The 21,817-nt window shown below is 69.9% G+C and carries 17 protein-coding genes; 11 read left to right on the top strand and 6 right to left on the bottom strand.

All coding sequences use genetic code 11. The annotated features are described in order from the left end of the window. The first annotated feature begins 339 nt into the window (after positions 1–339). Positions 340–1,962 (top strand): alpha/beta hydrolase family protein, encoded by a 1,623-nt coding sequence (locus T8T98_RS09935; RefSeq protein WP_251105296.1) that lies wholly within the window; start codon positions 340–342, stop codon positions 1,960–1,962. A gap of 68 nt (positions 1,963–2,030) precedes the next feature. Next, positions 2,031–2,429 (top strand): Co2+/Mg2+ efflux protein ApaG, encoded by a 399-nt coding sequence (gene apaG / locus T8T98_RS09930; RefSeq protein ID WP_251105297.1) that lies wholly within the window; start codon positions 2,031–2,033, stop codon positions 2,427–2,429. Positions 2,430–2,478: 49 nt separating this feature from the next. Here the strand turns inward: apaG and T8T98_RS09925 are convergent, their stop codons facing one another. Both T8T98_RS09925 and T8T98_RS09920 read right to left on the bottom strand, forming a co-directional pair. After that, positions 2,479–3,978 (bottom strand): Ppx/GppA family phosphatase, encoded by a 1,500-nt coding sequence (locus T8T98_RS09925; RefSeq protein WP_251105298.1) that lies wholly within the window; start codon positions 3,976–3,978, stop codon positions 2,479–2,481. Continuing rightward, positions 3,975–6,158 carry an RNA degradosome polyphosphate kinase gene (locus tag T8T98_RS09920; RefSeq protein WP_322295660.1) on the bottom strand — a complete coding sequence of 728 codons (2,184 nt, stop codon included), beginning with the start codon at positions 6,156–6,158 and terminating at the stop codon, positions 3,975–3,977. The genes T8T98_RS09925 and T8T98_RS09920 overlap by 4 nt, the downstream gene beginning before the upstream one ends. A 105-nt stretch (positions 6,159–6,263) precedes the next feature. Here T8T98_RS09920 and T8T98_RS09915 point away from each other — a divergent pair, with 105 nt between their 5' ends. Then, a complete protein-coding gene (locus T8T98_RS09915) occupies positions 6,264–7,088 on the top strand; it encodes a LysR substrate-binding domain-containing protein (RefSeq protein ID WP_160733161.1) in 825 nt (274 codons plus the stop codon). On the opposite strand, the gene T8T98_RS09910 is transcribed toward T8T98_RS09915, so the two are convergent. Both T8T98_RS09910 and T8T98_RS09905 read right to left on the bottom strand, forming a co-directional pair. Then, positions 7,085–7,390, bottom strand: coding sequence for a hypothetical protein (locus T8T98_RS09910; RefSeq protein ID WP_251105299.1), 306 nt, complete (start codon positions 7,388–7,390; stop codon positions 7,085–7,087). The two genes, T8T98_RS09915 and T8T98_RS09910, sit on opposite strands and share 4 nt — an antisense overlap. Before the next feature lie 4 nt (positions 7,391–7,394). Continuing rightward, complete coding sequence (locus T8T98_RS09905; protein ID WP_160733159.1) at positions 7,395–7,556, bottom strand: peptide ABC transporter permease; 162 nt, start codon at positions 7,554–7,556, stop codon at positions 7,395–7,397. Positions 7,557–7,665: 109 nt separating this feature from the next. On the opposite strand from T8T98_RS09905, the gene smpB reads away from it, so the two are divergent. From smpB to alaS, 8 genes are all read left to right on the top strand, one after another. Then, the gene (gene smpB, locus T8T98_RS09900; RefSeq protein ID WP_160733158.1) at positions 7,666–8,148 is read left to right on the top strand and encodes an SsrA-binding protein SmpB; all 483 of its coding nucleotides are present in this window, start codon (positions 7,666–7,668) and stop codon (positions 8,146–8,148) included. A 133-nt stretch (positions 8,149–8,281) separates the two neighbouring features. Next, the gene (locus T8T98_RS09895; RefSeq protein WP_160733157.1) at positions 8,282–8,872 is read left to right on the top strand and encodes a DUF2062 domain-containing protein; all 591 of its coding nucleotides are present in this window, start codon (positions 8,282–8,284) and stop codon (positions 8,870–8,872) included. A 32-nt stretch (positions 8,873–8,904) separates the two neighbouring features. Then, the gene (locus T8T98_RS09890; protein WP_251105966.1) at positions 8,905–11,334 is read left to right on the top strand and encodes a hybrid sensor histidine kinase/response regulator; all 2,430 of its coding nucleotides are present in this window, start codon (positions 8,905–8,907) and stop codon (positions 11,332–11,334) included. A gap of 82 nt (positions 11,335–11,416) precedes the next feature. Further along, on the top strand, positions 11,417–12,898 hold the full coding sequence (locus T8T98_RS09885; protein WP_251105300.1) for a DUF4139 domain-containing protein: 1,482 nt from the start codon (positions 11,417–11,419) through the stop codon (positions 12,896–12,898). A 14-nt stretch (positions 12,899–12,912) separates the two neighbouring features. Next, positions 12,913–14,496, top strand: coding sequence for a DUF4139 domain-containing protein (locus T8T98_RS09880; protein WP_251105301.1), 1,584 nt, complete (start codon positions 12,913–12,915; stop codon positions 14,494–14,496). Between the two features lie 146 nt (positions 14,497–14,642). After that, complete coding sequence (gene recA / locus T8T98_RS09875; protein WP_160733154.1) at positions 14,643–15,701, top strand: recombinase RecA; 1,059 nt, start codon at positions 14,643–14,645, stop codon at positions 15,699–15,701. A gap of 379 nt (positions 15,702–16,080) precedes the next feature. Continuing rightward, complete coding sequence (locus T8T98_RS09870) at positions 16,081–16,920, top strand: class I SAM-dependent methyltransferase (RefSeq protein WP_251105302.1); 840 nt, start codon at positions 16,081–16,083, stop codon at positions 16,918–16,920. 141 nt (positions 16,921–17,061) lie between these two features. After that, positions 17,062–19,749: an alanine--tRNA ligase gene (gene alaS / locus T8T98_RS09865; RefSeq protein ID WP_251105303.1), complete on the top strand. Its 2,688-nt coding sequence runs from the start codon at positions 17,062–17,064 to the stop codon at positions 19,747–19,749. A 27-nt stretch (positions 19,750–19,776) separates the two neighbouring features. On the opposite strand, the gene T8T98_RS09860 is transcribed toward alaS, so the two are convergent. Both T8T98_RS09860 and T8T98_RS09855 read right to left on the bottom strand, forming a co-directional pair. Next, positions 19,777–19,959: a hypothetical protein gene (locus tag T8T98_RS09860; protein WP_160733151.1), complete on the bottom strand. Its 183-nt coding sequence runs from the start codon at positions 19,957–19,959 to the stop codon at positions 19,777–19,779. Between the two features lie 66 nt (positions 19,960–20,025). After that, complete coding sequence (locus tag T8T98_RS09855; protein ID WP_251105304.1) at positions 20,026–21,789, bottom strand: cation:proton antiporter domain-containing protein; 1,764 nt, start codon at positions 21,787–21,789, stop codon at positions 20,026–20,028. Positions 21,790–21,817: the final 28 nt, after the last annotated feature.

Raw genomic sequence — 21,817 nt, 5'->3', positions numbered from 1 at the left:
AGCAATGCGATCGTGGTCCGTCGGCCTGTTCACCGCGCTGCTGTCGCTGGCCGGTTCGGACGCGGCCACGGCGTCCGGGGTGACGGTGCCCGAAGCCGGAGCGGAAACCGCCCCGCCCACGATCCCGGTCGAGGCCTTCACTGCGCCTGCCGGGCTTGCCGACGCCGAGCTTTCGGCCACGGGGGCCGCATTCGCCTATTTGCGGGTCGAGGACGGGAAGGCGATCCTCAAAGTCCATTCTTCCGACGACTTGCGGGCGCTTTCGGCGGTCGACTGGGCAGTGCGGACGACGTCAACTGGTTCCGCTGGGCAGGGGACGACACCCTGCTCGTCTCGGTCATGCTGGAGCAGGAGAACAACCGCTATCACGCGCGCTTTTCGCGCCTCATGGCCTTCGATGTCCCGCGGCAGACGCTTCGCTACGTCGGGCTGAAGCAAGGGATCGTCGGCGATGACGTGATCCACGTCGATCGCGCGGGACGTTACTTCCTGCTCTCGGTACGGCGGGACCAGACGGCCAGCCCGGAAGTCTGGCGCGTGTCGCTGGACCAGGGCGAGGGCGCCGAACCCGAACGCGTGCAGGAAAAGACCCGGGGCGTGGACCGCTGGTGGGCCGACAATGCCGGGGTGGTGCGGCTGGGGATGCGGTTCAGCGAATACGGTTCGGCCCGGATATGGTATCGTTCGGGGCCCGGCGAGCCGTTCCGCAGGATCACGCGCGTTTCGGCCGGCAGCGATGCATGGTCGTACTGGCGTGAACCGAGCTTTAGGGCAGGCAGCGATCTCGGCTACGTCATGGCATCCGGCGACGGCGGACGCCGCGTCCTGCGAGAGATCGACTATCGCACGGGGGAACTGGGCCGCGTGGTCTACGAACATGCGGAATGGGATCTCGACCGTGCGGTCTACGACGCGTCCGGTCGGCTCCTGGGCGTCGTCTATACGGATGACGAGCCGCGCACCCACTGGTTCGACGGGGAATTGCGCGCGCTCCAGCAGCGGTTGCAACAGGTTCTGCCGGGTAGCAACGTGAGGATGATCGACCTCGCCGGCACAGACCGGATGCTCGTGCGGCAGTCGGGGCCGGCCGATCCCGGCGGTCTCTATGTCTTCACGCCGGGCGAGGGCCGGCTCGACCTGGTCGGCAATATCAGGCCGCAGATCGACATCCGTCACCTGGCTCCATCGAGCGCGCATAGCTTCACTGCCCGCGACGGGACCGAGATTCGCGCCTACCTGACCCTGCCGCGCGGGAGCGGGCGCGAGCGACTGCCGTTGATCGTCATGCCTCACGGCGGACCCTTCGGCGTGCGCGACGCACTGGTCTACAGCGACTGGGTGCAGCTTCTCGCCAATCGTGGCTATGCCGTTCTCCAGCCAAATTTCCGCGGTTCCTCCGGCAGGGGCGAAGCGTTCGAGGCGCTGGGTGCCGGGCAGATCGGAGGCGCGATGCAGGACGACCTCGACGACGCGATGGACTGGGCGGTGGAAGCCGGATTCGCCGATCCCGCGCGCGTGTGCCTGGTGGGCGCCAGCTACGGCGGCTACGCGGCCCTCTGGGGTGTCATTCGCAACCCGGAGCGTTATCGCTGCGCGGCCAGTTACTCGGGCGTTACCGACTGGGAGGACATGCTGCGCCACGACCGGCGTTTCCTCCATCGTTCGACCTATTCGCAATGGCGCGAGCGCGTTCGGGGCGAGGAAGACTTCGACGAAGATGCGATATCCCCGGCGCGCCAGGTTCGCCGGCTGTCCCGGCCGGTGTTCCTTGCCCAGGGGCGCCATGACAAGGTGGTGCCGCTGCGCCAGTTCACCCTGATGGTCGATGCCGCGAAGGACGCCGGCGTGGCCCTTGAAACTCTGGTGCTGGACGACACGCACCACCTCGAAGACCCCGAGAACGAGGCCGAGTTCCTGTCGGCCCTGCTCGATTTTCTTCATCGGCATAACCCGGCGGATTGAGATTTGCCGCCCGGCGCGCAATCCGGCCTTTACCGTCCGCCACCGGTGCCTCTATCCTTGGTGTCGCGATGAAACAGCTGTTCCAACACGCCGCGATCACTGAGGGGATCACCGTTCGGGTGGCGGTGAATTTCCTGCCCGAGCAGTCGCAGCCCGAGGCGGGGAAGTGGTTCTGGGTCTATCATATCCGGATCGAGAACGGATCGACCGAGCGGGTCCAGCTGATGACCCGGCACTGGCGAATCACCGATGCGCGCGGGGCGGTGAACCTCGTCGATGGCGAGGGCGTGGTGGGTGAAATGCCGGTCCTGGCCCCGGGCGAAAGCCACGATTACGTGTCGGGCTGCCCGCTGCCGACTCCGCACGGGTCGATGGAAGGGTTCTATACCTTCCATCGCGCCGACGGCACGCCGCTGGAAGTGCGAATTCCCTATTTTCCGCTCGCCGCCCCCGCCACCGCGGACTAGCGCGCCCGGTATCGCGCCGGCGGGCCCGCGAAAGGCGCCCTCCGCGCGGCTAGGCCGTAATCTGCAACTCGGGCGCGAGGTCCATCCAGTCCGACAGCCCGGCGAGGTCGCGCATGACCCCTTCGCCGGCCAGCGCGGCGCGGCTTTCGTCGAGCCGCAGGACCAGTTTCTTCTTCGTGCGGGCCAGCGCGCTGGTCATCAGCGATACGCGCGAGGTCGCGCCGAGCCGCCGGGCGAGGCGCATGGCGAGGCCCCAGGCCATGGCCTCGCGCAAGTCCTCCTCGCTCGCCAGGGCGCCGACGCGCGTGGGCCAGGCGGTCTTGTTGCAACTACCCAGAAGCATGGCCGCGATCATGGCCCGCCCGCGCGCGTCGAGGCCGACCCAGCGCTTGTCCAGCGCCCATTCGAGTGCCTGGCTGGTGCGGAAATTGGGCTCCACCCGGTGCAGCGCCAGCGACAGGAGCGCCCCGGCGAGGCGCAGGCGTTCGCTCTGCGGTCCGCCGCCGTCCGCGATATCGACGACCCAGGCGCTCATCAGCGCGGCATCGGTGATCGCGCTCTTCATCGGGGCGGCGAAGTCGGCCACGGCGACGATCAGCGGATCCTTGTCGCGTTCCAGCGGTTCGAGCCGCTGGTAGAGCAGCCCTTCGCGCAGGCCCCAGCTGGAAAAGACCAGCCCTTCGGGCTTCAGTTCGCGCAGCATGACCTGCAGCATGGCCGCGGCATCGGGCAGGGCCCCGGCGCGCGCGGAGCCGATCCCGTCGATCTCCGCCAGCTGCGCCGGATCGCTCCCGGCCACCTTGCCGGCGACTTTCGCCGCCTGCCCGCGCGTGAGGCGGAAGCCGTGCGGATCGGTAAGGGGGTAGTCGTCGGAGCGCATGGCATAGGCCGCGAGCGCGCGCCAGGTGCCGCCGACCATGTAGAGCGGCCCCGGCTGCGCGGCGGCCCAACCGGCTTTCTTCAGCGTCTTTTCCACCGCCCGTTCGAACGCGCCCGCCTTGCCGGCGCGCAGGGCCGGCAGCCGCAGCGTGCCGAGCGGGAGGCTGTCCCCGTCGCGGCACTGGCCGTCCTCTATCCCGACCAGCTCGAGGCTGCCGCCGCCGAGGTCGGCGACGACCCCGCGCGCCCCGGCAAATGCGCCGATGACGCCGTAGGCCGAGGCGATCGCCTCTTCCTCCCCCGTCAGCAGGCGCGGCTCCAGCCCCAGGGCCCGGACGCTTTCGAGGAACTCGGGGCCGTTTTCCGCCTCGCGCGCGGCGGCCGTGGCCACGGTCTGGACGTCGTGGACGTCGAGTTCGCGCGTCAGCAGGGCGAAGCGGGCCAGCGCGGCCAGCGCCTGTTCGCGGGCCTCGCCCGGAATGCGCCCGGTCGCCGCCAGGTCGCGCCCGAGGCGGGCGACGACTTTCTCGTTCCACATCGTGCGCGGGCTGCGCGGCGGGCCGTCGTAGACCACCAGCCGCACGGTGTTGGAGCCGATGTCGATCACCGCGCGGCGATCGTCGTGGCCGGGGCGCAGCGCGCGCAGGGACAGGGGGCGATAGGCGGTCATGCGGGATCGTCCTCCAGCCGCAGCTTGGGCACGGCCCCGGCCTTCAGCGCGGCGCCGCGGCCGGAAAGCGACGGATTGCTCATGAAATAGTCGTGGCAGTTGAAGCCTTCGGCCTCGCCCCCTTCGGCGCCGGGCGGCACGCGCATCCGTTCATACTGCCCGTCGGGCCGCAGGAGCCAGCTCTGTTCGGTGTCGAGGATATTGGCCAGCATGACCTGGTCCAGCACCTGGTCGTGCACGGTCCGGTTCACCATCGGCACCATGACTTCCACCCGCCGGTCGAGGTTGCGGCTCATCGCGTCGGCCGAGGTCAGGTAGACCTGTGCGTGCTTGCTGGGCAGGCGGTGCCCGTTGGCGAAGGCCCAGATGCGGCTGTGTTCGAGGAAGCGGCCGATGATCGACTTGACCTGGATGTTCTCCGACAGGCCGGGCACGCCGGCACGCAGCGAGCAGATGCCGCGCACGACGAGCTGGATCTCGACCCCGGCGGCGCTCGCCTCGTAGAGCTTGTCGATCACCTCGCGGTGGGTGATCGCGTTCAGCTTGGCGCAGATCCCGGCCGGCTTGCCCGCGCGGGCATTGGCGATCTCGCGGTCGATCAGTTCGAACAGGCGCTGCTTCAGGCCCAGGGGCGAAATCGCGATCCGCTCGGTCCCGCGCGGCTCGACATAGCCGGTGACGAAGTTGAACAGCTTGGCCGCGTCGCGCCCCAGCGCGGGGTCGGCGGTGAAATAGCTGAGATCAGTGTAAATTCGCGCATTGGTGGGGTGATAGTTGCCCGTGCCGAAATGGCAGTAGGTGCGGTAGCCGTCCTCCTCGCGGCGGACCACGAGGCTGACCTTGGCGTGGGTCTTCCACTCCATGAAACCGTAAATCACCTGCACGCCGGCCCGTTCCAGCTCGGTCGCCCAGCGAATATTGCGTTCCTCGTCGAAGCGGGCCTTCAGTTCGACCACCGCGGTCACCGCCTTGCCCGCCTGCGCGGCGTCGATCAGCGCCGCGATCACCGGCGACTGGTCGCCCGCGCGGTAGAGCGTCTGCTTGATCGAGACGACCGCCGGGTCGGTCGCCGCCTGGTGCAGGAAATCGACCACCACCTCGAAGCTCTCGTAAGGGTGGTGGATCACGATGTCCTTCTCGCGGATCGCGGAAAAGCAGTCGCCGTCGTGCGCCAGAATCCGTTCGGGGTAGCGGGGGGAAAAGGGCGCGAACTTCAGATCCGGGCGCGGTTCGGCGCAGATCGCGTCGAGATGGCGCAGCCCCAGCATCCCTTCGGACTTGATGGTCATGGCCGCGTCGACGTCGAACTGTTCGCGCAGCAGCGTCTCGGCCGCGGGGTCGCATTCGCGGTCCAGCTCCAGCAGGACAGCGCGGCCGCGGCGGCGGCGCTGGATCGCGGTGCGGAAGAACCGGACGAGGTCCTCCGCCTCTTCCTCCACCTCGATGTCGCTGTCGCGCAGGACGCGGAACAGCCCGTCGCCCAGGATCTTGAAGCCGGGGAAAAGCTGCGCGGCATAGCGCACGATCAGCTTCTCGATCGCGACGTAGACCGCTTGCTTGCCCGGCAGCCGGACGAAGCGCGGGGCGCCGCTGGGAATCAGGACCATTTCGACCAGGTCCGCCTGCCGACGGCCGCGCTTGAGCCGGAACAGCACCCCCATCCCGAGGTTCGCGACGAAGGGGAAGGGGTGCGACGGGTCGATCGCCTGCGGGGTGATCAGCGGCAGGATGTCGGTGGTGAAATAGTCTTCCAGCCAGGCCTGCTGCCGATCGTCGAGCTGGTCGATCTCGGCAATCAGGATCCCTTCGTCGGCCAGCAGGCCGCGCAGCGTGCCCAGCGCGCGCTGCTGGCGCGCCTCGACCGCCAGGACCTGTTCGCGGATCGCGGCCAGTTGCTGGCGGGGATCGAGCCCGTCGATCGCGGTCGTTTCGATCCCGCGGTTGGCCTGGCCTTCCAGCCCGGCGACGCGAATCATCGTGAATTCGTCGAGGTTGCTGGCCGAAATCGACAGGAACCGCAGCCGCTCGAGCAGCGGATAGCGTTCGTTTTCCGACTCGGCCAGGACGCGGCGATTGAACGAGAGCCACGACAATTCGCGGTTCACGTAGCGTTCGCCCGCCGCCGCCGCGGCGCTGCCCCCTTCGGCCGGTTCGGCCGCGCCTTGCGTGAATGCGTTCATGCGACGTGCCAAGCTCCGCCGCCCCCTTGGTGGCTGCGTGTTACCGATCTGTTACACCCGGCGAGATTGCGGCGCCAGCGCCTTGGCGCTATCCGCATCGGCACGATGAAGCGTACGCACCTGCCCTTGAACGCGCTGCGCGTCTACGACGCGGCTGCCCGCCACCTGAGCTTTACCCGCGCCGCGGACGAGCTTGCCGTGACCCCGGCCGCGGTCGGCCAGCAGATTCGCGCGCTGGAAGATCACCTCGGCACCGTCCTGTTCCGCCGCACGTCCAAGGGGCTGGAACTGACCGAAGAGGGGATGGCCGGGCTCGATTCGCTGCGCGAAGGGTTCCTGAAGTTCGAGGAATCGGTCCAGTCGATGCAGGCCGGCCAGGCCAGCGACCGCTACACGATCGCGGCCCCGCGCGAGTTCTACGCCCAGTGGCTGGCCCCGCGCCTGGCCGCCTTCCGCGAGGATAACCCGGGCATCCGGTTCCGCTTCGTAGCCGACGAGAACGCCGATTTCACCGAGACGAACCTCGATTTCGCGGTTCGCCTGGTCGATGGGCCGGGCGAGCTGGAAGGGGTCGAGCTGGCGCCCGCGCGCCGCGTGGTGGTCGCGGCCAGCGGCGCCTCTGCCGAAGTGCTCGACAACTGGATCGACTGGCCGGGCGCCCCGCTGCCCGAAGGCGCGGAAGCGAGCGTGGAAGTCGGCAATGCCGGGCAGGCGCTGTCGAGCGCGGTCGCCGGGCTGGGCAAGGCGGTCCTGCCGTACCTGCTGGTCGAGGACGCGCTGGCCGACGGCCGGCTGGAGGCGCTGGAGGGCCCGGACGAGGGGCGCCGCGCGTACTGGCTCGTCGCGCCGATGCCGCAGTGGCGGCAGAAGAAAGTGAAGGCGCTGGTCGCCTTCCTCACCGCGCAGGACGACCAGGGCCGCTTCGCCTAGCCCGCTTCGCCCGCGCGCAGCCAGGCGAGCGCGCCGGGGGCGAGCCCCTTGAACTTGGGCCAGCCGTCGCGCCGGTCGGCGAGCGGCGCGAGCAGCAGCGCGGCCCCTTCGGGCAATTGCCACTTGATCCGGTGATAGAGGCCGGACCTGTCCAGCGCGCTGCGGACCAGCCACAGGCCGTCGGCCAGCGGGTGCCCGTCGCCGTTGAGGTCGATCGCCTCGCCCTGCGCCGTCGGGTCGATCCACAGCAGGTAAAGGCGCGCGGGCCCGTCCGCCGCTTCTTCCGCGCTTTCCCCCGGCATCGCCTCAGCCGAACAGGCGCAGCGCGATCGCCAGGACGGCGAAGGCGACCAGCCCGGCGATGAAGATCGTGCGGTTGCGGCGCCGGCGCAGGATCACTTCGCCGCCGCGGGCATCGCGCGCGTCGATCCGCACGCGGTCTTCCGAGTTGTGGTCGGGTTCGTGCATCTTCGGGTCTCCTTGTCCTGCCAACGGACGGGGGAGGGGGGGCGGTTCCCGCGCGCAGTGCCGATGGGGCTTTTCCATCGGCCCGCGAACCCCTACATGCCGCGGCCTTATGGCCCGTCCCAAGCCCGCCACGTTCGACAAGCAAAAGACCGTCGCCGAGAACCGGCGCGCGCGGTTCGATTATCATATCGAGGACAAGTTCGAGGCGGGGATCGCGCTCCAGGGGACCGAGGTGAAATCGCTGCGCGCGGGCGAGGCCTCGATCGCCGAAAGCTATGCCGAGGTGCGCGAGGGCGAAGTCTGGCTGGTCAACGCCAATATCCCCGAGTTCAGCCACGGCAACCGGTTCAACCACGAGCCGCGCCGCCCGCGCAAGCTGCTGCTCCACGCGCGCGAGATCGAACGCCTGTTCGGCGCGGTCGAGCGCAAGGGCATGACGCTGGTGCCGCTGTCGGTCTATTTCAACGCGACCGGGCGGGCGAAAGTGGAACTGGCCCTGGCCAAGGGCAAGCAGGCGCACGACAAGCGCCAGACGATCAAGGAGCGCGACTGGAAGCGCGACAAGGCGCGCCTCCTTCGCGAAAACCGCTGACCGCGCGCGCCGGCGTTCACGCGGTGGCCATCCGCGCGTTCGTACCCATATCGCGCGTGATGACCGGTTCGCCAGATTTCGCCGTGCCGCCCTTGCCCTCGCGCGGTGCCGCGCCCATTGCGATTGCAGGACGATGACCGGCAAGCCTTCCAAGACCTTCCTCGCCGACTGGCTGCGCAAGCACATGCCCACGCGCGAGACGATGGCGCGCAACAAGTACCTGGCGCCGATCGCCCACCGGTTCCTGACGCCCGAACTGTGGCGCTTCACCCGCCGCTCCGTCCCGCGCGGCGTCGCGCTGGGGCTGTTCGCCGCCTTCATCGTGCCGGTGGGCCAGATCTTCCTCGCCGCCTTCCTCGCCCTGCCCGCGCGGGCCAACGTGCCGGTTTCCGCGCTGGTGACATTCGTCACCAATCCCTTCACCCTGCCGTTCTGGCTGCTGGTGGCGAACAAGGTCGGGCGCTTCGTGCTGAAAGTGGACGCGGTGACGGTGGGCTTTGCCAACGACGAACTGGCCAGCGGCCGCTGGGCCTTCGCCATCGATGCCTTCCAGGTCGCGGGCGTGACGGCCTTCGGCTTCGTCGTCCTGTCGGTCGTCTCGGCGGCGCTGGGATACTTGTTGTCGAGCGTGATCTGGCGTCTGATCGTGGCGCGCAAGCGGGCGCGGCGGCTGCGCCAGATGGAGGCGCGGCTCGACCGGCGCCTGGAGGCGGGCGAGAGGTGAAGCCGGGGCAGGTGACCCGATCGCTCGGCGAAATGCCGCTGATCGCGGCGATCGCCGCCGCGCTGGTGGCCAGCGCGGGGCTGATCTGGCTGATCACGCGCGACGGTTCGCTCGCGCTCGGCTATGCCGTCGGTCTGGCCGCGCTGATGGCCGCCGGCTACGCGATCGCGCGCATCCGGCCGAACACCCGGGAAGAGGCCTTCGCCGCGCCCGACTGGTCGGTGACGGTCGCCGCGATCGAACAGCCAGGCACCGCGATCGCCGTGACCGACCGGGCCAACCGGCTGGTCTGCGCCAATTCCGCCTATACCGACTGGTTCGGCATTGCCCAGGCACCGCCGAACCTCGCGCTCGACCGCGAATCGATGGAACGCCTGGTCCGCGCCGCGCGCGAGGCCTGGCGCGACGGGCGCGGCCTGGCCGAGCCGCTGGGCCGCGAAGGCGGCCCGGCCGGCTGGCGGGGGGAGGCCGAACGGGTCGGCCGCGGCAGCGATTACCTGGTCTGGCGCTTCACCCCGCTGACGCTGGAAGACCCGGTGGCGCGCATCGGCGAGTGGATCGCCGGCCCGCTGGGCGCGTTCCTGTCGCATTCGGGAATAGAGGCGGCGGTCGTCGGCACCGACGGCGCGATCCGCGCGGTCAGCACCGGTTTCGCCGAACGCGCGACCGGCGATCCCTCGGCCACGCTGGCGGGACAGGATTTCGTCGCCCAGCTGCGGTCCGACGATCGCGAGCGGATCTATTTCGCGCGCGAGGGGCGCCGCGGCACGCCGCAGATGCTGGTCCAGGTGGCGCTGGGCGATCCCGACGATGCCCGGCCCGCGCGCGCGGACGAGGCGCCTTCGCTGATGCTGCTGGTCGATAGCGGGGTGGGCATAGGCGGCGGCTGGGAAGGCGGCGGCAGCGTGGCCGCCACCCCGCAGCTGGAGGCGCTGCTCGGCGCCCTGCCGCTGGGCCTGGCGATGACCGACCGCGACGGCCGCTTCCTGTTCGCCAACGACGCCTTCCTGCGCGCCGTCGCGCGGGAAGAGGAAGGGCTGCCCCCGTTCCCGTCCGACCTCGTCGTGCGCGAAGACAAGAGCGCGCTGATCGACGCGGTCCGCCGGTTCGCCCGCGGGCCCGCGACCAGCGGAGACATGGCCGTGCGGCTGGTCCACCAGGCGGACGAGCCGGTTTCGCTGGGCCTCGCCGGGGTGCGCGGGCTGGGCGAGGCGGCGGTCCTGCTGAGCCTGGTCGACACGACCGAGGAAACCCGGCTGAAGCGCCAGGTCGCGCAGGCCACGAAGATGCAGGCCGTGGGCCAGCTGGCAGGCGGCGTGGCGCACGATTTCAACAACGTGCTGACCGCGATCATCGGTTACTGCGATCTCATGCTGCTGCGCCATACGCCGGGCGACAGCGACTACGACGATATCCAGCAGATCCGGGCCAATTCCAACCGCGCCGCCAGCCTGACGCGCCAGTTGCTCGCCTTCAGCCGCCAGCAGACCCTGCGGCCCGAGGTCCTGCAACTGCCCGACGTGGTGAGCGAGGTCAGCCAGCTGCTGAAACGGCTGCTGGGCGAAAAGATCGTGTTCCGCGTCCACCACGACCGCGACCTGGGCCCTGTGCGCGCCGACCCGCAGCAGCTCGAACAGGTGATCGTCAACCTCGCCGTCAACGCGCGCGACGCGATCCACGCGCGCGGCGACGGGACGGGCAAGCTCACGCTCGCCACGCGCCGCGTCTCCGCAGCGGACGTGCGCAAGATGGGGTCCGACATCATCCCGGTGGCCGATTACACCGTGCTGGTGGTGCAGGATAACGGCGGCGGCATTCCGCAAAGCCTGCTGGGCAAGATCTTCGAACCGTTCTTCACCACCAAGGAACAGGGCAAGGGGACGGGCCTGGGCCTTTCGACGGTCTATGGCATCGTCAAGCAGTCGGGCGGGTTCATCTTCGCCGACAACGTCGCGGGGCCGGGCGGCGAGCCCGAAGGGGCGCGGTTCACGATCTACCTGCCGGTCCACCGCGGCGCCGAACGGCGCGAGGCGCGCGAGGATGCCGCCGCGCGCGCCAGCGGCTGGTCGTCGGGCGGGCGCGTCCTGCTGGTGGAGGACGAGGACATGGTCCGCGCCGTCGCCGAACGCGCGCTCTCGCGCGCCGGGTACGAGGTGACGACGGCCTGCGACGGCGAGGAAGGGCTGGCCGCGATCGCCAACGGCGGGGCCTTCGACCTGATCGTGTCCGACGTCGTCATGCCGGGCATGGACGGCCCGGCGATGGTCCGCGCGGTCCGCAAGGTGCGGCCCGACCTGCCGGTCCTGTTCATGTCGGGCTACGCCGAAGAGCAGCTTCGCAGCGAGATCGACGTGGACGACATGCATTTCATCGCCAAGCCGTTCAGCGTCCAGCAGATCAGCGACGAGGTGGCGCGCGTCCTGGCCGAGAGCCGGGGCCGGGCGGGCGCAGATTCCACCTGACAGGGCGGGCGGGGGGCGTTAGCTTCCCTTCCCGGAGCCCTCCGGCACGATCGCCGGGGCCGGCCAGGGAGGGACTGCACCGATGCTTCGCACTTTCGCCGCCTGCAGCGCACTGTCTTTCACGCTCCTCACGCCCGCCGCGGTGGGCCAGGATGCCGCCGGGCAGACGGCGCAGGGCGATGTCTCGGTCACCATCTACAGCGATGGCCAGGCGCTGGTGCAGGACGTGCGCCAGCTGCCGATCGCGCGCGGGCGCAGCCGGATCGAGTTTCCCGACGTCTCGGGCGACATCCGGCCCGAAACGCTGAGCTTCAACGCCCCGGGCGCGGCGATCGTCGAGCAGAACTTCGACTTCGACCTGCTGACGCCGGGCAAGCTGATGGAAAAGGCGATCGGGCAGACCATCACGCTCGTGCGCACCAACCCGGCCACCGGCGCCGAGACCCGCGAACGCGCGACCGTGCTGTCCACCGCGGGCGGCGTCGTGGTGCGGATCGGCGACCGGATAGAGATCCTGCGCGACGACGGGTTGCCGGTGCGCGCGGTGTTCGACCGGGTGCCGCCAAACTTGCGCGCGCGGCCGACGCTGTCGGTCACGGTCGACAGTTCGCAGGCGGGCACGCGGCCGGCCGCGATCCGCTATCTCACCAGCGGGCTCGACTGGTCGGCCGATTACGTCGCGCTCTACGACGAAGGGGCCGGGACGATCGACATGCAGGGCTGGGTCACCCTGACGAACGAGACCGGCACGACCTTCCACGCCGCCGACACCCTGCTGGTCGCCGGCGACCCGGGCGGCGGCAGCTATCGCCGGGCGGGCCGCGGCGGCATGGTGCGGCCGGGGACCGAGAGCGCGGGGCGCGAGCGGGTCGGCGACTTCTACCTCTACCCGATCGGCGCGCGCACGACGATCGCGAACAACCAGACCAAGCAGGTCAGCTTCCTCGACGTACAGGGCGTGCCCGCGCGCAAGGTCTATGCCCGCACGGTCGGCTGGCTGGCGAGCGACAGCGATCCGGTCAACGTGGCGAGCGAGATCGCCTTCTCCTCCTCGCGCGAAGGCGGGCTCGGCGATGCCCTGCCGGAAGGGGCGGTCCGCTTCTACCAGCGCGACAGCCGCGGGAACGCCCAGTTCATCGGCGAGAACTTCATCGATCACACGCCGATGGGCAGCGAGCTGAGCCTGCGCACCGGCGAGGCCTTCGACATCTTCGTGCAGGCCGAAGTCGAAAGCCGCGAGACGATCAGCGCCGCCGAATGGCAGCGCAGCGCGCGCTATCGCGTGATCCGCGAAGGCGAGACGGTGGAGGAAGTCGAGGTCGAACGGCCGACGAATTTCTACCGCACGACGATGCGCTACACCTTCACCAACGCCAAGGCCGCGCCGGTCGAGGTCGATCTCGTCCAGGCCGGGCTCGACCGTGGCTGGTGGGGCAACGACTATCGCATCGTCAGCGAGGACCTGCCCGGACAGCAACTGAACATCGACCGGCGCAAGTGGACGGTCCCCGTCCCGGCCGAAGGCGAGCGCGTCGTCCGCGTCACTTACGAAACCCGGTTCTGAGCGGGTCGGCTGCGATGCGGCGCGGCGCCATCCTGCTGGCCCTGGCCCTCCTGCCCGGCGCCGCGGGCGCGCGGACCGCGGTGGACGCTTCCGCGCCCGAAGGGCTGGCGGTCACCGTCTATCGCGACCCCGCGCGCGGCGCGGACGAGGCGATGGATCGCGACTGGCCGCGCGGATTCGCGATGATCAGCGAGACGCGCACCGTCACCCTGCCGCCGGGGGAAAGCACGGTGCGGTTCGACGGCGTGGCCGAAGGCATGGTCGCCGTCAGCGCGATCGTGACCGGGCTGCCGGGCGGCACGATCGAGAAGAACCGCAATGCGGAGCTGCTGTCCCCGGCCGCGCTGGTCAACGGCGCGCTGGGCAACAGGGTCACGATCACCCGCACCAACCCCGCCACCGGGCAGACGCAGAGCGAGCAAGCGGTCGTGCGGACCCGGGCCGACGGCGGGCTGGTCCTGCAAACGCGCGAGGGGTTCGAGGCGGTGCGCTGCGCCGGCCTGCCGGAGAAGCTGACGTTCGACCGCGTGCCGGAAGGGCTTTCGGCGCAGCCGGTGTTCTCGTTCGACACGCACGATCCCGGCGGCGGGACCTATCGCGTGGTGCTGACTTATCTCGCCTGGGGGTTCGACTGGCAGGCGAACTATGTCGCGACGCTGGGGGCGGGGGACGGGCTCGGGGGCGTGGACCTGGCGCTCACCTCGTGGCTCACCCTGCTCAACGACAATGCCCAGGGCTTTCCCGATGCCGAGCTGATGGCCGTGGCGGGCACGCTCAACGTCGAAAGCGATTTCCAGGCGCTGGCCGATCCCCCGCAGGCGGAGCGGCTGCGCCTGACCTGCTATCCGCTGGGCAGCACGGCCGCCGGCTCGCCGATACCCCGCCGGATGCCGCCACCGGCCCCGCCGCCTGTGATGGCGCCGCAGGCGGACATGGCGATCGAGGTAACTGCGGCGCGCCGCACCGAAGGCGCGGGCGCCGCGGTCATGGCCGGGGAGGAAGCGCTCGGCGATCTCAAGCTCTACCGCGTGCCCGAACCGGTCACCGTGGCGGCCAAGGGGCTGAAGCAGGTCGCCTTCCTGCGCAAGGACAGGGTCGAAGGGCGCTTCCTGTACGAGGTTGCCTGCCTGCCCGGCGCCGGGCGCGCCGATTTCCAGCCGGCGGCGCGGGTTCTCGAAACGGTGAACGACGCGGATCACGGCCTCGGCCTCGCCCTGCCTTCGGGCGGGGTGACGATCTTCGAGCCGTCGTCGCGCGGGCCGCTGCTCGTCGGGGAGGAACGGCTGCGCGACCACGCGGAGGGGCAGGATGTCGAGATTGCGCTCGGCACCAGCGCGCAAGTGCAGGTCGCGTGCCGCCGCACGAGCGAACACGATCCGGGGGAGGCGCCCCGCAAGTGGACGCGGATGGAGGCGGAGCTGGCCAATGCCCTGCCGATCCCGGTCACCGTGCGGGTTGCGCTCGGCCCCAGCGCGGCGTGGGAAGTGCGGGGCCGGGGCACCGGGCAGGTCCGCGACGGGATGCACGAGATCGAGACGAAAATTCCCGCCAATTCGGATCGGAAAATTCGCTGGCGCGTGCGGCGCGCGGGCGAATAATGGCGCGCAAACCCCTGTTTAAACGCAATTAACTGGCCTTCGCGAAGAATGTTTGTTCCGCTCTTGTTCTTTTAGAACAAATCGGATACAACGGGCTCCGGTCGATAACGGGATCGAGGCCCTAGGCAAGCGAAGGAGGCCATGCGATGGCGGCGGAACTGAAGCTGGTTGAGAAGGAAAGCAACGTGGACCGTCAAAAGGCACTCGATGCCGCGCTGGCGCAGATTGATCGCGCGTTCGGCAAGGGCTCGGCGATGAAACTGGGCCAGAAAGAGGCGATGCAGGTGGAGGCGATCTCCACCGGGTCGCTCGGGCTCGACATCGCGCTCGGCGTCGGCGGCCTGCCGAAAGGCCGCGTGATCGAGGTGTACGGGCCGGAAAGCTCGGGCAAGACGACGCTGGCGCTGCACGTGATCGCCGAAGCGCAGAAGAACGGCGGCACCGCCGCCTTCGTCGATGCCGAACACGCGCTGGACCCGGTCTATGCCAAGAAGCTGGGCGTCGATATCGACGAACTGGTCGTCTCGCAGCCCGATACCGGCGAACAGGCGCTGGAAATCACCGACACGCTGGTGCGTTCGAACGCGATCGACGTGCTGGTGGTCGATTCGGTTGCCGCGCTGGTCCCCCGGGCGGAGATCGAGGGCGAGATGGGCGACAGCCACGTGGGCCTCCAGGCGCGGCTGATGTCGCAGTCGCTGCGCAAGCTGACCGGGTCGATCAGCCGGTCGAAGACCATGGTGATCTTCATCAACCAGCTGCGGATGAAGATCGGCGTGATGTACGGCAACCCGGAGACGACGACCGGCGGCAACGCGCTGAAGTTCTACGCCAGCGTCCGCCTCGACATTCGCCGCACGGGCCAGATCAAGGACCGTGACGAGATCATCGGTAACTCGACCCGGGTGAAAGTGGTCAAGAACAAGGTCGCCCCGCCGTTCAAGCAGGTCGAGTTCGACATCATGTACGGCCAGGGCATTTCCAAGATCGGCGAGATCCTCGACCTGGGGGTCAAGGCCGGGCTGGTCGAGAAATCGGGCAGCTGGTTCAGCTACGATTCGATCCGCATCGGCCAGGGCCGCGAGAACGCGAAGAAGTACCTGACCGAGAACCCCGAAGTTTGCGACAGGTTGGAAGCCGCGATCCGCGGCCGGACCGACGAAGTCGCCGAGGAGATGATGACGGGTCCGGACGCGGACGACTGACATCCATCGCCTCAAGCGGGTGCGCCTCAGCACCCGGGAAAATGGAAAGCCGGCGCGCGCACCCCATGGTGCCGCGCCGGTTTTTCGTCGGGCAGGGGCGCGGGGTTCCCCTCCCGAAATGGCCGCGACGCTGGCCCGCGCGCCGGGATCGCGCCGCTGGGCGCGATGTCGCCTGCCATGCTGCCCGCCGCGCTGCCCCCCCCCCCCCGCGCTGCCCCTGCCACTCGCGCACGACGCAGCCGGGCGTTCCCGCGCTGCCCCGGCCACCGGTGCGCGCACAGCGCCCCCGCGCGGCGATATTTCGATTGGCCAGCCGCGTCGCCCGCCCTAGCAAGGGCGGACGCCCGGACAACGCGGCGGGAAAGGGCCGGCACGACGCATGACCGAGAAACTCGAATGGGAAGGGCGCGTCGGGCGCAGCTGGGCCGGCGAATGGCGCCGGACCGATCGCAGCTTCGCCGCGCTCACTCGGCGCCTGGTCGCGGCGGCCGCGGCCGAACCGTTCGCCCGCGCGCTCGATATCGGCTGCGGGGCCGGCGAGGTCTCGCTGGCGCTGGCAGAGCGCAGGCCCGATGGGCAGGTCGTCGGGGTCGATGTCAGCGAAGACCTGCTTTCCGTGGCGCGAGACCGCGCCCAGGGTCGCGCCCCGGACCGGGGCAGCGTCTGGTTCGAATGCGCCGATGCCGCCGCCTGGTCGCGGCCCGGCTTCGCGCCGGACCTGCTCGTATCACGGCACGGGGTCATGTTCTTTGCCGACCCGATGGCGGCCTTCGCCCACCTGGCCGCGATCGCCGCCCCGGGCGCCCGGCTCGCCTTCACCTGTTTCCGCGCGGCGGCCGAGAACGAATGGGCGCGCGGTCTTGCCTCGCTCCTCCCGGATGGTGCGGGCGCGCCGCCCCCGCCGGGCCAGCCGGGGCCCTTCGCCTTCGCCAATCCGGACCATGTCGGGCAGGTCCTGGGTCGTGCGGGCTGGCGCGACGCCACGTTCGAGCCGGTCGATTTCTCCTACCTCGCCGGCGAGGGGGCGGAAGCGGTCGAGGATGCCCTGTCGTACTTCCTCGTCATCGGGCCCGCCGCGCGCGCCGCCGCGCAGCTGGAGGGGCCGGCGCGGGCGGACTTCATCACCCGCCTGCGCGCCTTGCTCGCCGGGTGGGAGAATGGCGGGCGCATCGCGCCGCAGGCCGCGGCCTGGCTGGTGGAGGCCCGCGCCCCGGGATGACGTCGTGGCAATCGCGCCGCGCCCGGTGCAGCCTTCGGCCCCTGCCGTGCACCCTTGGCGACCCCGGCGCCCGTGCAGTGCCGGGGATCGCGGGGCTTAATCCGCTTGTCGCGCGGTGCGCCAGCAACTAACTGCGCTGGCATGACCTCGACCAACGACATACGCCGGTCCTTCATCGACTATTTCGCCGGCCACGGCCACGCCGCGGTGCCCAGCGCCCCGCTGGTGCCGTACAACGATCCCACGCTGATGTTCGTCAACGCCGGGATGGTGCCGTTCAAGAACGTCTTCACCGGGCTCGAAACCCCGCCCGGGCCGACCGCGGTCAGCAGCCAGAAGTGCGTCCGCGCCGGGGGCAAGCACAACGATCTCGACAATGTCGGCTATACCGCGCGGCACCACACGTTCTTCGAGATGCTCGGCAATTTCTCGTTCGGCGATTATTTCAAGGAACAGGCGATCGAACATGCCTGGACCCTGCTGACGAAGGAATGGGGCCTGCCGGCGGAGCGGCTGACGGCGACCGTCTATCACACCGACGACGAGGCTTACGACCTCTGGCGCAGGATCTCGGGCCTGCCCGAAGACCGTATCATCCGCATCGCCACCAGCGACAATTTCTGGTCGATGGGCGAAACCGGCCCGTGCGGCCCGTGCAGCGAGGTGTTCTACGACCACGGCGACCATATCCCCGGCGGCCCCCCGGGATCGCCCGACGAGGACGGCGACCGGTTCATCGAGATCTGGAACCTCGTCTTCATGCAGTTCGAGCAGTCGGCCGACGGCACGCGGGCCGACCTGCCGAAGCCCAGCATCGACACCGGCATGGGCCTGGAACGGATCGCCGCGGTCATGCAGGGCGTCCACGACAACTACGATACCGACACCTTCCGCGAACTGATCGCCGCGAGCGAGAGCCTGACCGGCGTCGCGGCCGAGGGCGATCGCCGCGCCAGCCACCGGGTGATCGCCGACCACCTGCGCTCGAGCGGCTTCCTGATGGCCGACGGCGTCCTGCCCTCGAACGAGGGGCGCGGCTATGTCCTGCGCCGGATCATGCGGCGGGCCATGCGCCACGCCCACCTGCTGGGCGCGCAGGAGCCGCTGATGCACCGGCTCGTCCCCGCGCTGGTGACCGAGATGGGCCAGGCCTATCCCGAGTTGCAGCGCGGCCAGGCCCTGATCGAGGAAGTCCTGCAGCGCGAGGAAACGCAGTTCCGCCGCACGCTGGAAAAGGGCCTGCGCCTGCTGGACGAGGAGACCGCCGGGCTGGGCGAGGGCGGCGAACTCGCGGGCGAAACCGCGTTCAAGCTCTACGACACTTACGGTTTCCCCTACGACCTGACCGAGGATGCCTTGCGCGCGCGCGGCATCGGGGTGGACCGCGAGGGCTTCGAAGCGGCGATGGAGCGCCAGAAGGCCGCCGCGCGCGCTGCCTGGAAGGGATCGGGCGAGGCCGCCGACGGCGAGCTGTGGTTCGACATTGCCGAGCGCGAGGGCAGCACCGAGTTCACCGGCTATTCGGCGACCGAGGGGGAGGGCCAGGTGGTCGCGATCGTGCGCGACGGGGCCGAAGTGTCCCGCGCCGCGGCGGGCGACGAGGTGACCATCCTCACCAACCAGACGCCGTTCTACGGCGAGAGCGGCGGCCAGTCGGGCGATGCCGGGACGATCTTCACGCCCGAGGGGCTGAAGATCGCGGTGTCCGACACCTCGAAGCCGCTTGGCCGCCTCCACGCCCACCACGCGCGGGTCGAGAGCGGTGAAGTCGCCGTGGGCGACAGCGTGCACATGGCCGTCGATGCCGAGCGGCGCGACCAGATTCGCGCCAATCACTCGGCCACCCATCTCGTCCACGCCGCCCTGCGCAACCGCCTGGGCAGCCACGTGACGCAGAAGGGTTCGCTGGTCGCCGCCGAAAGGTTCCGGTTCGATTTCTCCCACCCGCGCCCGCTGACCGCGGAAGACATCGCCGCGATCGAGGCCGAAGTGAACGCGGAAATCCGCGCCAACGAGACTGTGCAGACCCGGCTGATGAGCCCCGACGAGGCGGTCGAGGCAGGCGCGCTGGCCCTGTTCGGGGAGAAGTACGGCGAGGAAGTGCGCGTCCTGTCGATGGGCCGCAAGGGCAAGGGCGACGACGGCCGGGAACGCAATTACTCGGTCGAGCTGTGCGGCGGCACCCATGTCAGCGCCACCGGCGACATCGGGCTGTTCCGCATCGTGTCCGAAAGCGCGGTGTCGTCCGGCGTCCGCCGGATCGAGGCGCTGACTGGCGAAGCCGCGCGCCAGTGGTTGGTCAGACGCGAGGAGGCGCTGAAATCGGTCGCCGGCACGCTGAAGGCCGCGCCCGACGAAGTCGAAACGCGGGTGGCCGCGCTGGTGGACGAGCGCAAGCGGCTCGAACGCGAACTGGCCGAGGCGCGCAAGCAGCTCGCGCTCGGCGGTGGCGGCGGCGCAGGTGCGCCGGCGCAGGGTGCCGCGGAAGAAGAAGTGGCCGGGATCAAGTTCTCCGGCCAGGTCCTCGACGGGCTGGATGCCAAGGAGCTGCGCGGCCTGCTGGACGAGGCGAAGAAACGCCTCGGCTCAGGGATCGCCGCGGCGGTGGCGGTGAACGGCGGGCGCGCGGCGATCGCCGTGGGCGTGACCGACGACCTGACCGACCGGCACGATGCGATCGCGCTGGTGCGGCGCGGGGTCGAAGCGCTCGGCGGCAAGGGCGGCGGCGGCCGGCCCGACATGGCCCAGGGCGGCGGCCCCGACGGGGCGGCGGCGGGCGCGGCGATTGCCGCTGTGCGCGCCGCGATCGAGGAAACCGTGTCGGCCTGAGGCCGGGCCGGCTCGCCTGCCGGCGGCTTACCGGCGCAAGTTGCTGGAATCGCGCGTTTCGGGCTCGCTCCCGCGCGGCAGGTCGCGCCCGCCGGTATCGGCCGGACGATCGGCATCGCGGCCCTGGCCGGACTTCGCGCTGCCGGCGACGTTCTGCGGCTTGAATTTCTCGTCGTTGGGGATCGGCTTGGTCGGGTCCTGGTCGCTCATGCTTTCGTCTCCTTTTGCCCCATCAACGAACGAAGCGGGCAAAGGGTTCTCGCATCCGTCGCGGGGCTAGGTCGTCTCGACCGGGCCGGTTCGCAGCTTCGGCTTGTGCTCCAGCGCGCCTTCCTTCTGGATCCTTTCGCGCAGCTCGTCGCGCTTGGCATGGATGGATGCGATCACCGGCCCCATCGCCACGCCGATATCGGCCAGGACCGCCTCGGATAGCTGCAGCGAGCTTTCCAGCGTTTCGGGCACCGCGTGGCTCGCGCCCGCGCGGTAGAGCTCGGCGGCGTGGATCGAATCGCGCGCGCGTGCGACGATCAGCAGGTCGGGATAGTGCCGGCGCACCTTGGCCACGATCCGCTGGGCCAGGACCGGCTCGTCCATCGTCAGGACGAGCGCGGTCGCGCGATCGAGCCCGAGCCGTTCGAGCGAGTCGCGGCGCGAGGCGTCGGCAAATATCGCGTAATAGCCTTCGCGCTTGGCGCGCGCGACCAGGTCGGCATCGGAATCGATCGCGACATAGGGCTTGTCGTGCACGGTGAGCATCTGCGCCACCAGCCGCCCGACCCGGCCCGCGCCGATGATGATGACGCGCGGTTCGCCGTCGGGCTGGACGGGCATGTCCACCCCCCCGTCCACGCGCCGCGCGATCGCCCGGCCCAGCTTGGCGAGGAGGGGGGTGATCGTCAGCCCGATCGCGGTCACGATCTGCCAGAACTGCGCCGTGCCGGGCTGGATCAGCAGCGCCGAGCTGGCGGCCGCGAGCACGATCAGCGTCGTTTCCGAAGGGCTGGCCATCAGCACCCCGGTTTCCGCCGCCGTGCCGCGCCGCGCGCCCATCATCCGCAGCAGGACGCCGGTGACCAGGGCCTTGAACGCGAGGACGAGGACCACGGCGAGCGCGATCGAGCCGAGGTGCTGCCAGATCGTGCCGAGGTCGATGCTCATGCCCACGGTGATCAGGAACACGCCCAGCGCCAGGCCCTTGAACGGTTCCATGATCGCCTCGACCTCGCCGTGATACTCGGTCTCGGCGATCAGCAGGCCCGCGATCAGCGCGCCGACGATGGGCGACAGGCCGACCACCGCGGTCGCCAGGCTGGCCCCGATCACGACCAGCAGCGTCGCGGCGAGGAACAGTTCCGGGCTCTTGGTCCGCGCCGCCTGGGCGAAGAGACGGGGCAGGGCGATGCGGCCGGCGACCAGCAGCACGGCCACCACCAGCCCGCCCTGCCACAGGGTATCGACCAGCCCCTCCCACCCTTCGGCCTGGGCATTGGGGGCCATGGCGCCGAGCATGAAGATGATCGGCACGATCGCGATGTCTTCGAACAGGAGCATGGCCAGCGCCGCGCGGCCGACCGGCGTGTGGGTGCCCGAAATGGGCAGGACGATGGCGGTGGAGGAAAGCGCCAGGGCCAGTCCCAGCCCGACCGCGCCGGTCCAGTACTGCCCCATCATCGATAGCGCGATGGCAAGGCAGCTGCCGATGATCAGCAGCTCCATCGCGCCCAGGCCGAAGACGAGTTTTCGCAATTGCCACAATCGGTTGAACGAAAGTTCGAGACCGATTGAAAAGAGCAGGAGGATGATCCCGAACTCGGCGAAAGGCTCAAGCCCCTCCGGGTCGCTGATCGTTACGTGCCCCAGCCACGGGTATTCGTAGACCAGCTCGCCCAGCCCGAACGGGCCCACCGCGATACCGATCAGGATGAACCCGATCACGGGGGTGACGCGGAAGCGGGTGAAGACGGGGATGACGATGCCCGCCGCGCCCAGGATGACCAGCGCATCCGATAGCGCGGGGGTCGGTGCGATCTCGCCTGCCATTGCCTTGTCCTAGACCGGGCCGGCCGGC

Origin of the sequence: Pelagerythrobacter marinus, assembly GCF_034375205.1 — a bacterium.
In the GTDB taxonomy this organism is placed as follows: Bacteria; Pseudomonadota; Alphaproteobacteria; order Sphingomonadales; family Sphingomonadaceae; genus Pelagerythrobacter; species Pelagerythrobacter marinus.
This window is presented reverse-complemented; position numbering and strand designations above follow the sequence as displayed.

Coding starts and splice junctions, on each gene's coding strand:
- T8T98_RS09935 (WP_251105296.1), top strand. CDS start 340: ATGCTGGAGCAGGAGAACAACCGCTATCACGCGCGCTTTTCGCGCCTC.
- apaG (WP_251105297.1), top strand. CDS start 2,031: ATGAAACAGCTGTTCCAACACGCCGCGATCACTGAGGGGATCACCGTT.
- T8T98_RS09925 (WP_251105298.1), bottom strand. CDS start 3,978: ATGACCGCCTATCGCCCCCTGTCCCTGCGCGCGCTGCGCCCCGGCCAC.
- T8T98_RS09920 (WP_322295660.1), bottom strand. CDS start 6,158: ATGAACGCATTCACGCAAGGCGCGGCCGAACCGGCCGAAGGGGGCAGC.
- T8T98_RS09915 (WP_160733161.1), top strand. CDS start 6,264: ATGAAGCGTACGCACCTGCCCTTGAACGCGCTGCGCGTCTACGACGCG.
- T8T98_RS09910 (WP_251105299.1), bottom strand. CDS start 7,390: ATGCCGGGGGAAAGCGCGGAAGAAGCGGCGGACGGGCCCGCGCGCCTT.
- T8T98_RS09905 (WP_160733159.1), bottom strand. CDS start 7,556: ATGCACGAACCCGACCACAACTCGGAAGACCGCGTGCGGATCGACGCG.
- smpB (WP_160733158.1), top strand. CDS start 7,666: ATGGCCCGTCCCAAGCCCGCCACGTTCGACAAGCAAAAGACCGTCGCC.
- T8T98_RS09895 (WP_160733157.1), top strand. CDS start 8,282: ATGACCGGCAAGCCTTCCAAGACCTTCCTCGCCGACTGGCTGCGCAAG.
- T8T98_RS09890 (WP_251105966.1), top strand. CDS start 8,905: ATGCCGCTGATCGCGGCGATCGCCGCCGCGCTGGTGGCCAGCGCGGGG.
- T8T98_RS09885 (WP_251105300.1), top strand. CDS start 11,417: ATGCTTCGCACTTTCGCCGCCTGCAGCGCACTGTCTTTCACGCTCCTC.
- T8T98_RS09880 (WP_251105301.1), top strand. CDS start 12,913: ATGCGGCGCGGCGCCATCCTGCTGGCCCTGGCCCTCCTGCCCGGCGCC.
- recA (WP_160733154.1), top strand. CDS start 14,643: ATGGCGGCGGAACTGAAGCTGGTTGAGAAGGAAAGCAACGTGGACCGT.
- T8T98_RS09870 (WP_251105302.1), top strand. CDS start 16,081: ATGACCGAGAAACTCGAATGGGAAGGGCGCGTCGGGCGCAGCTGGGCC.
- alaS (WP_251105303.1), top strand. CDS start 17,062: ATGACCTCGACCAACGACATACGCCGGTCCTTCATCGACTATTTCGCC.
- T8T98_RS09860 (WP_160733151.1), bottom strand. CDS start 19,959: ATGAGCGACCAGGACCCGACCAAGCCGATCCCCAACGACGAGAAATTC.
- T8T98_RS09855 (WP_251105304.1), bottom strand. CDS start 21,789: ATGGCAGGCGAGATCGCACCGACCCCCGCGCTATCGGATGCGCTGGTC.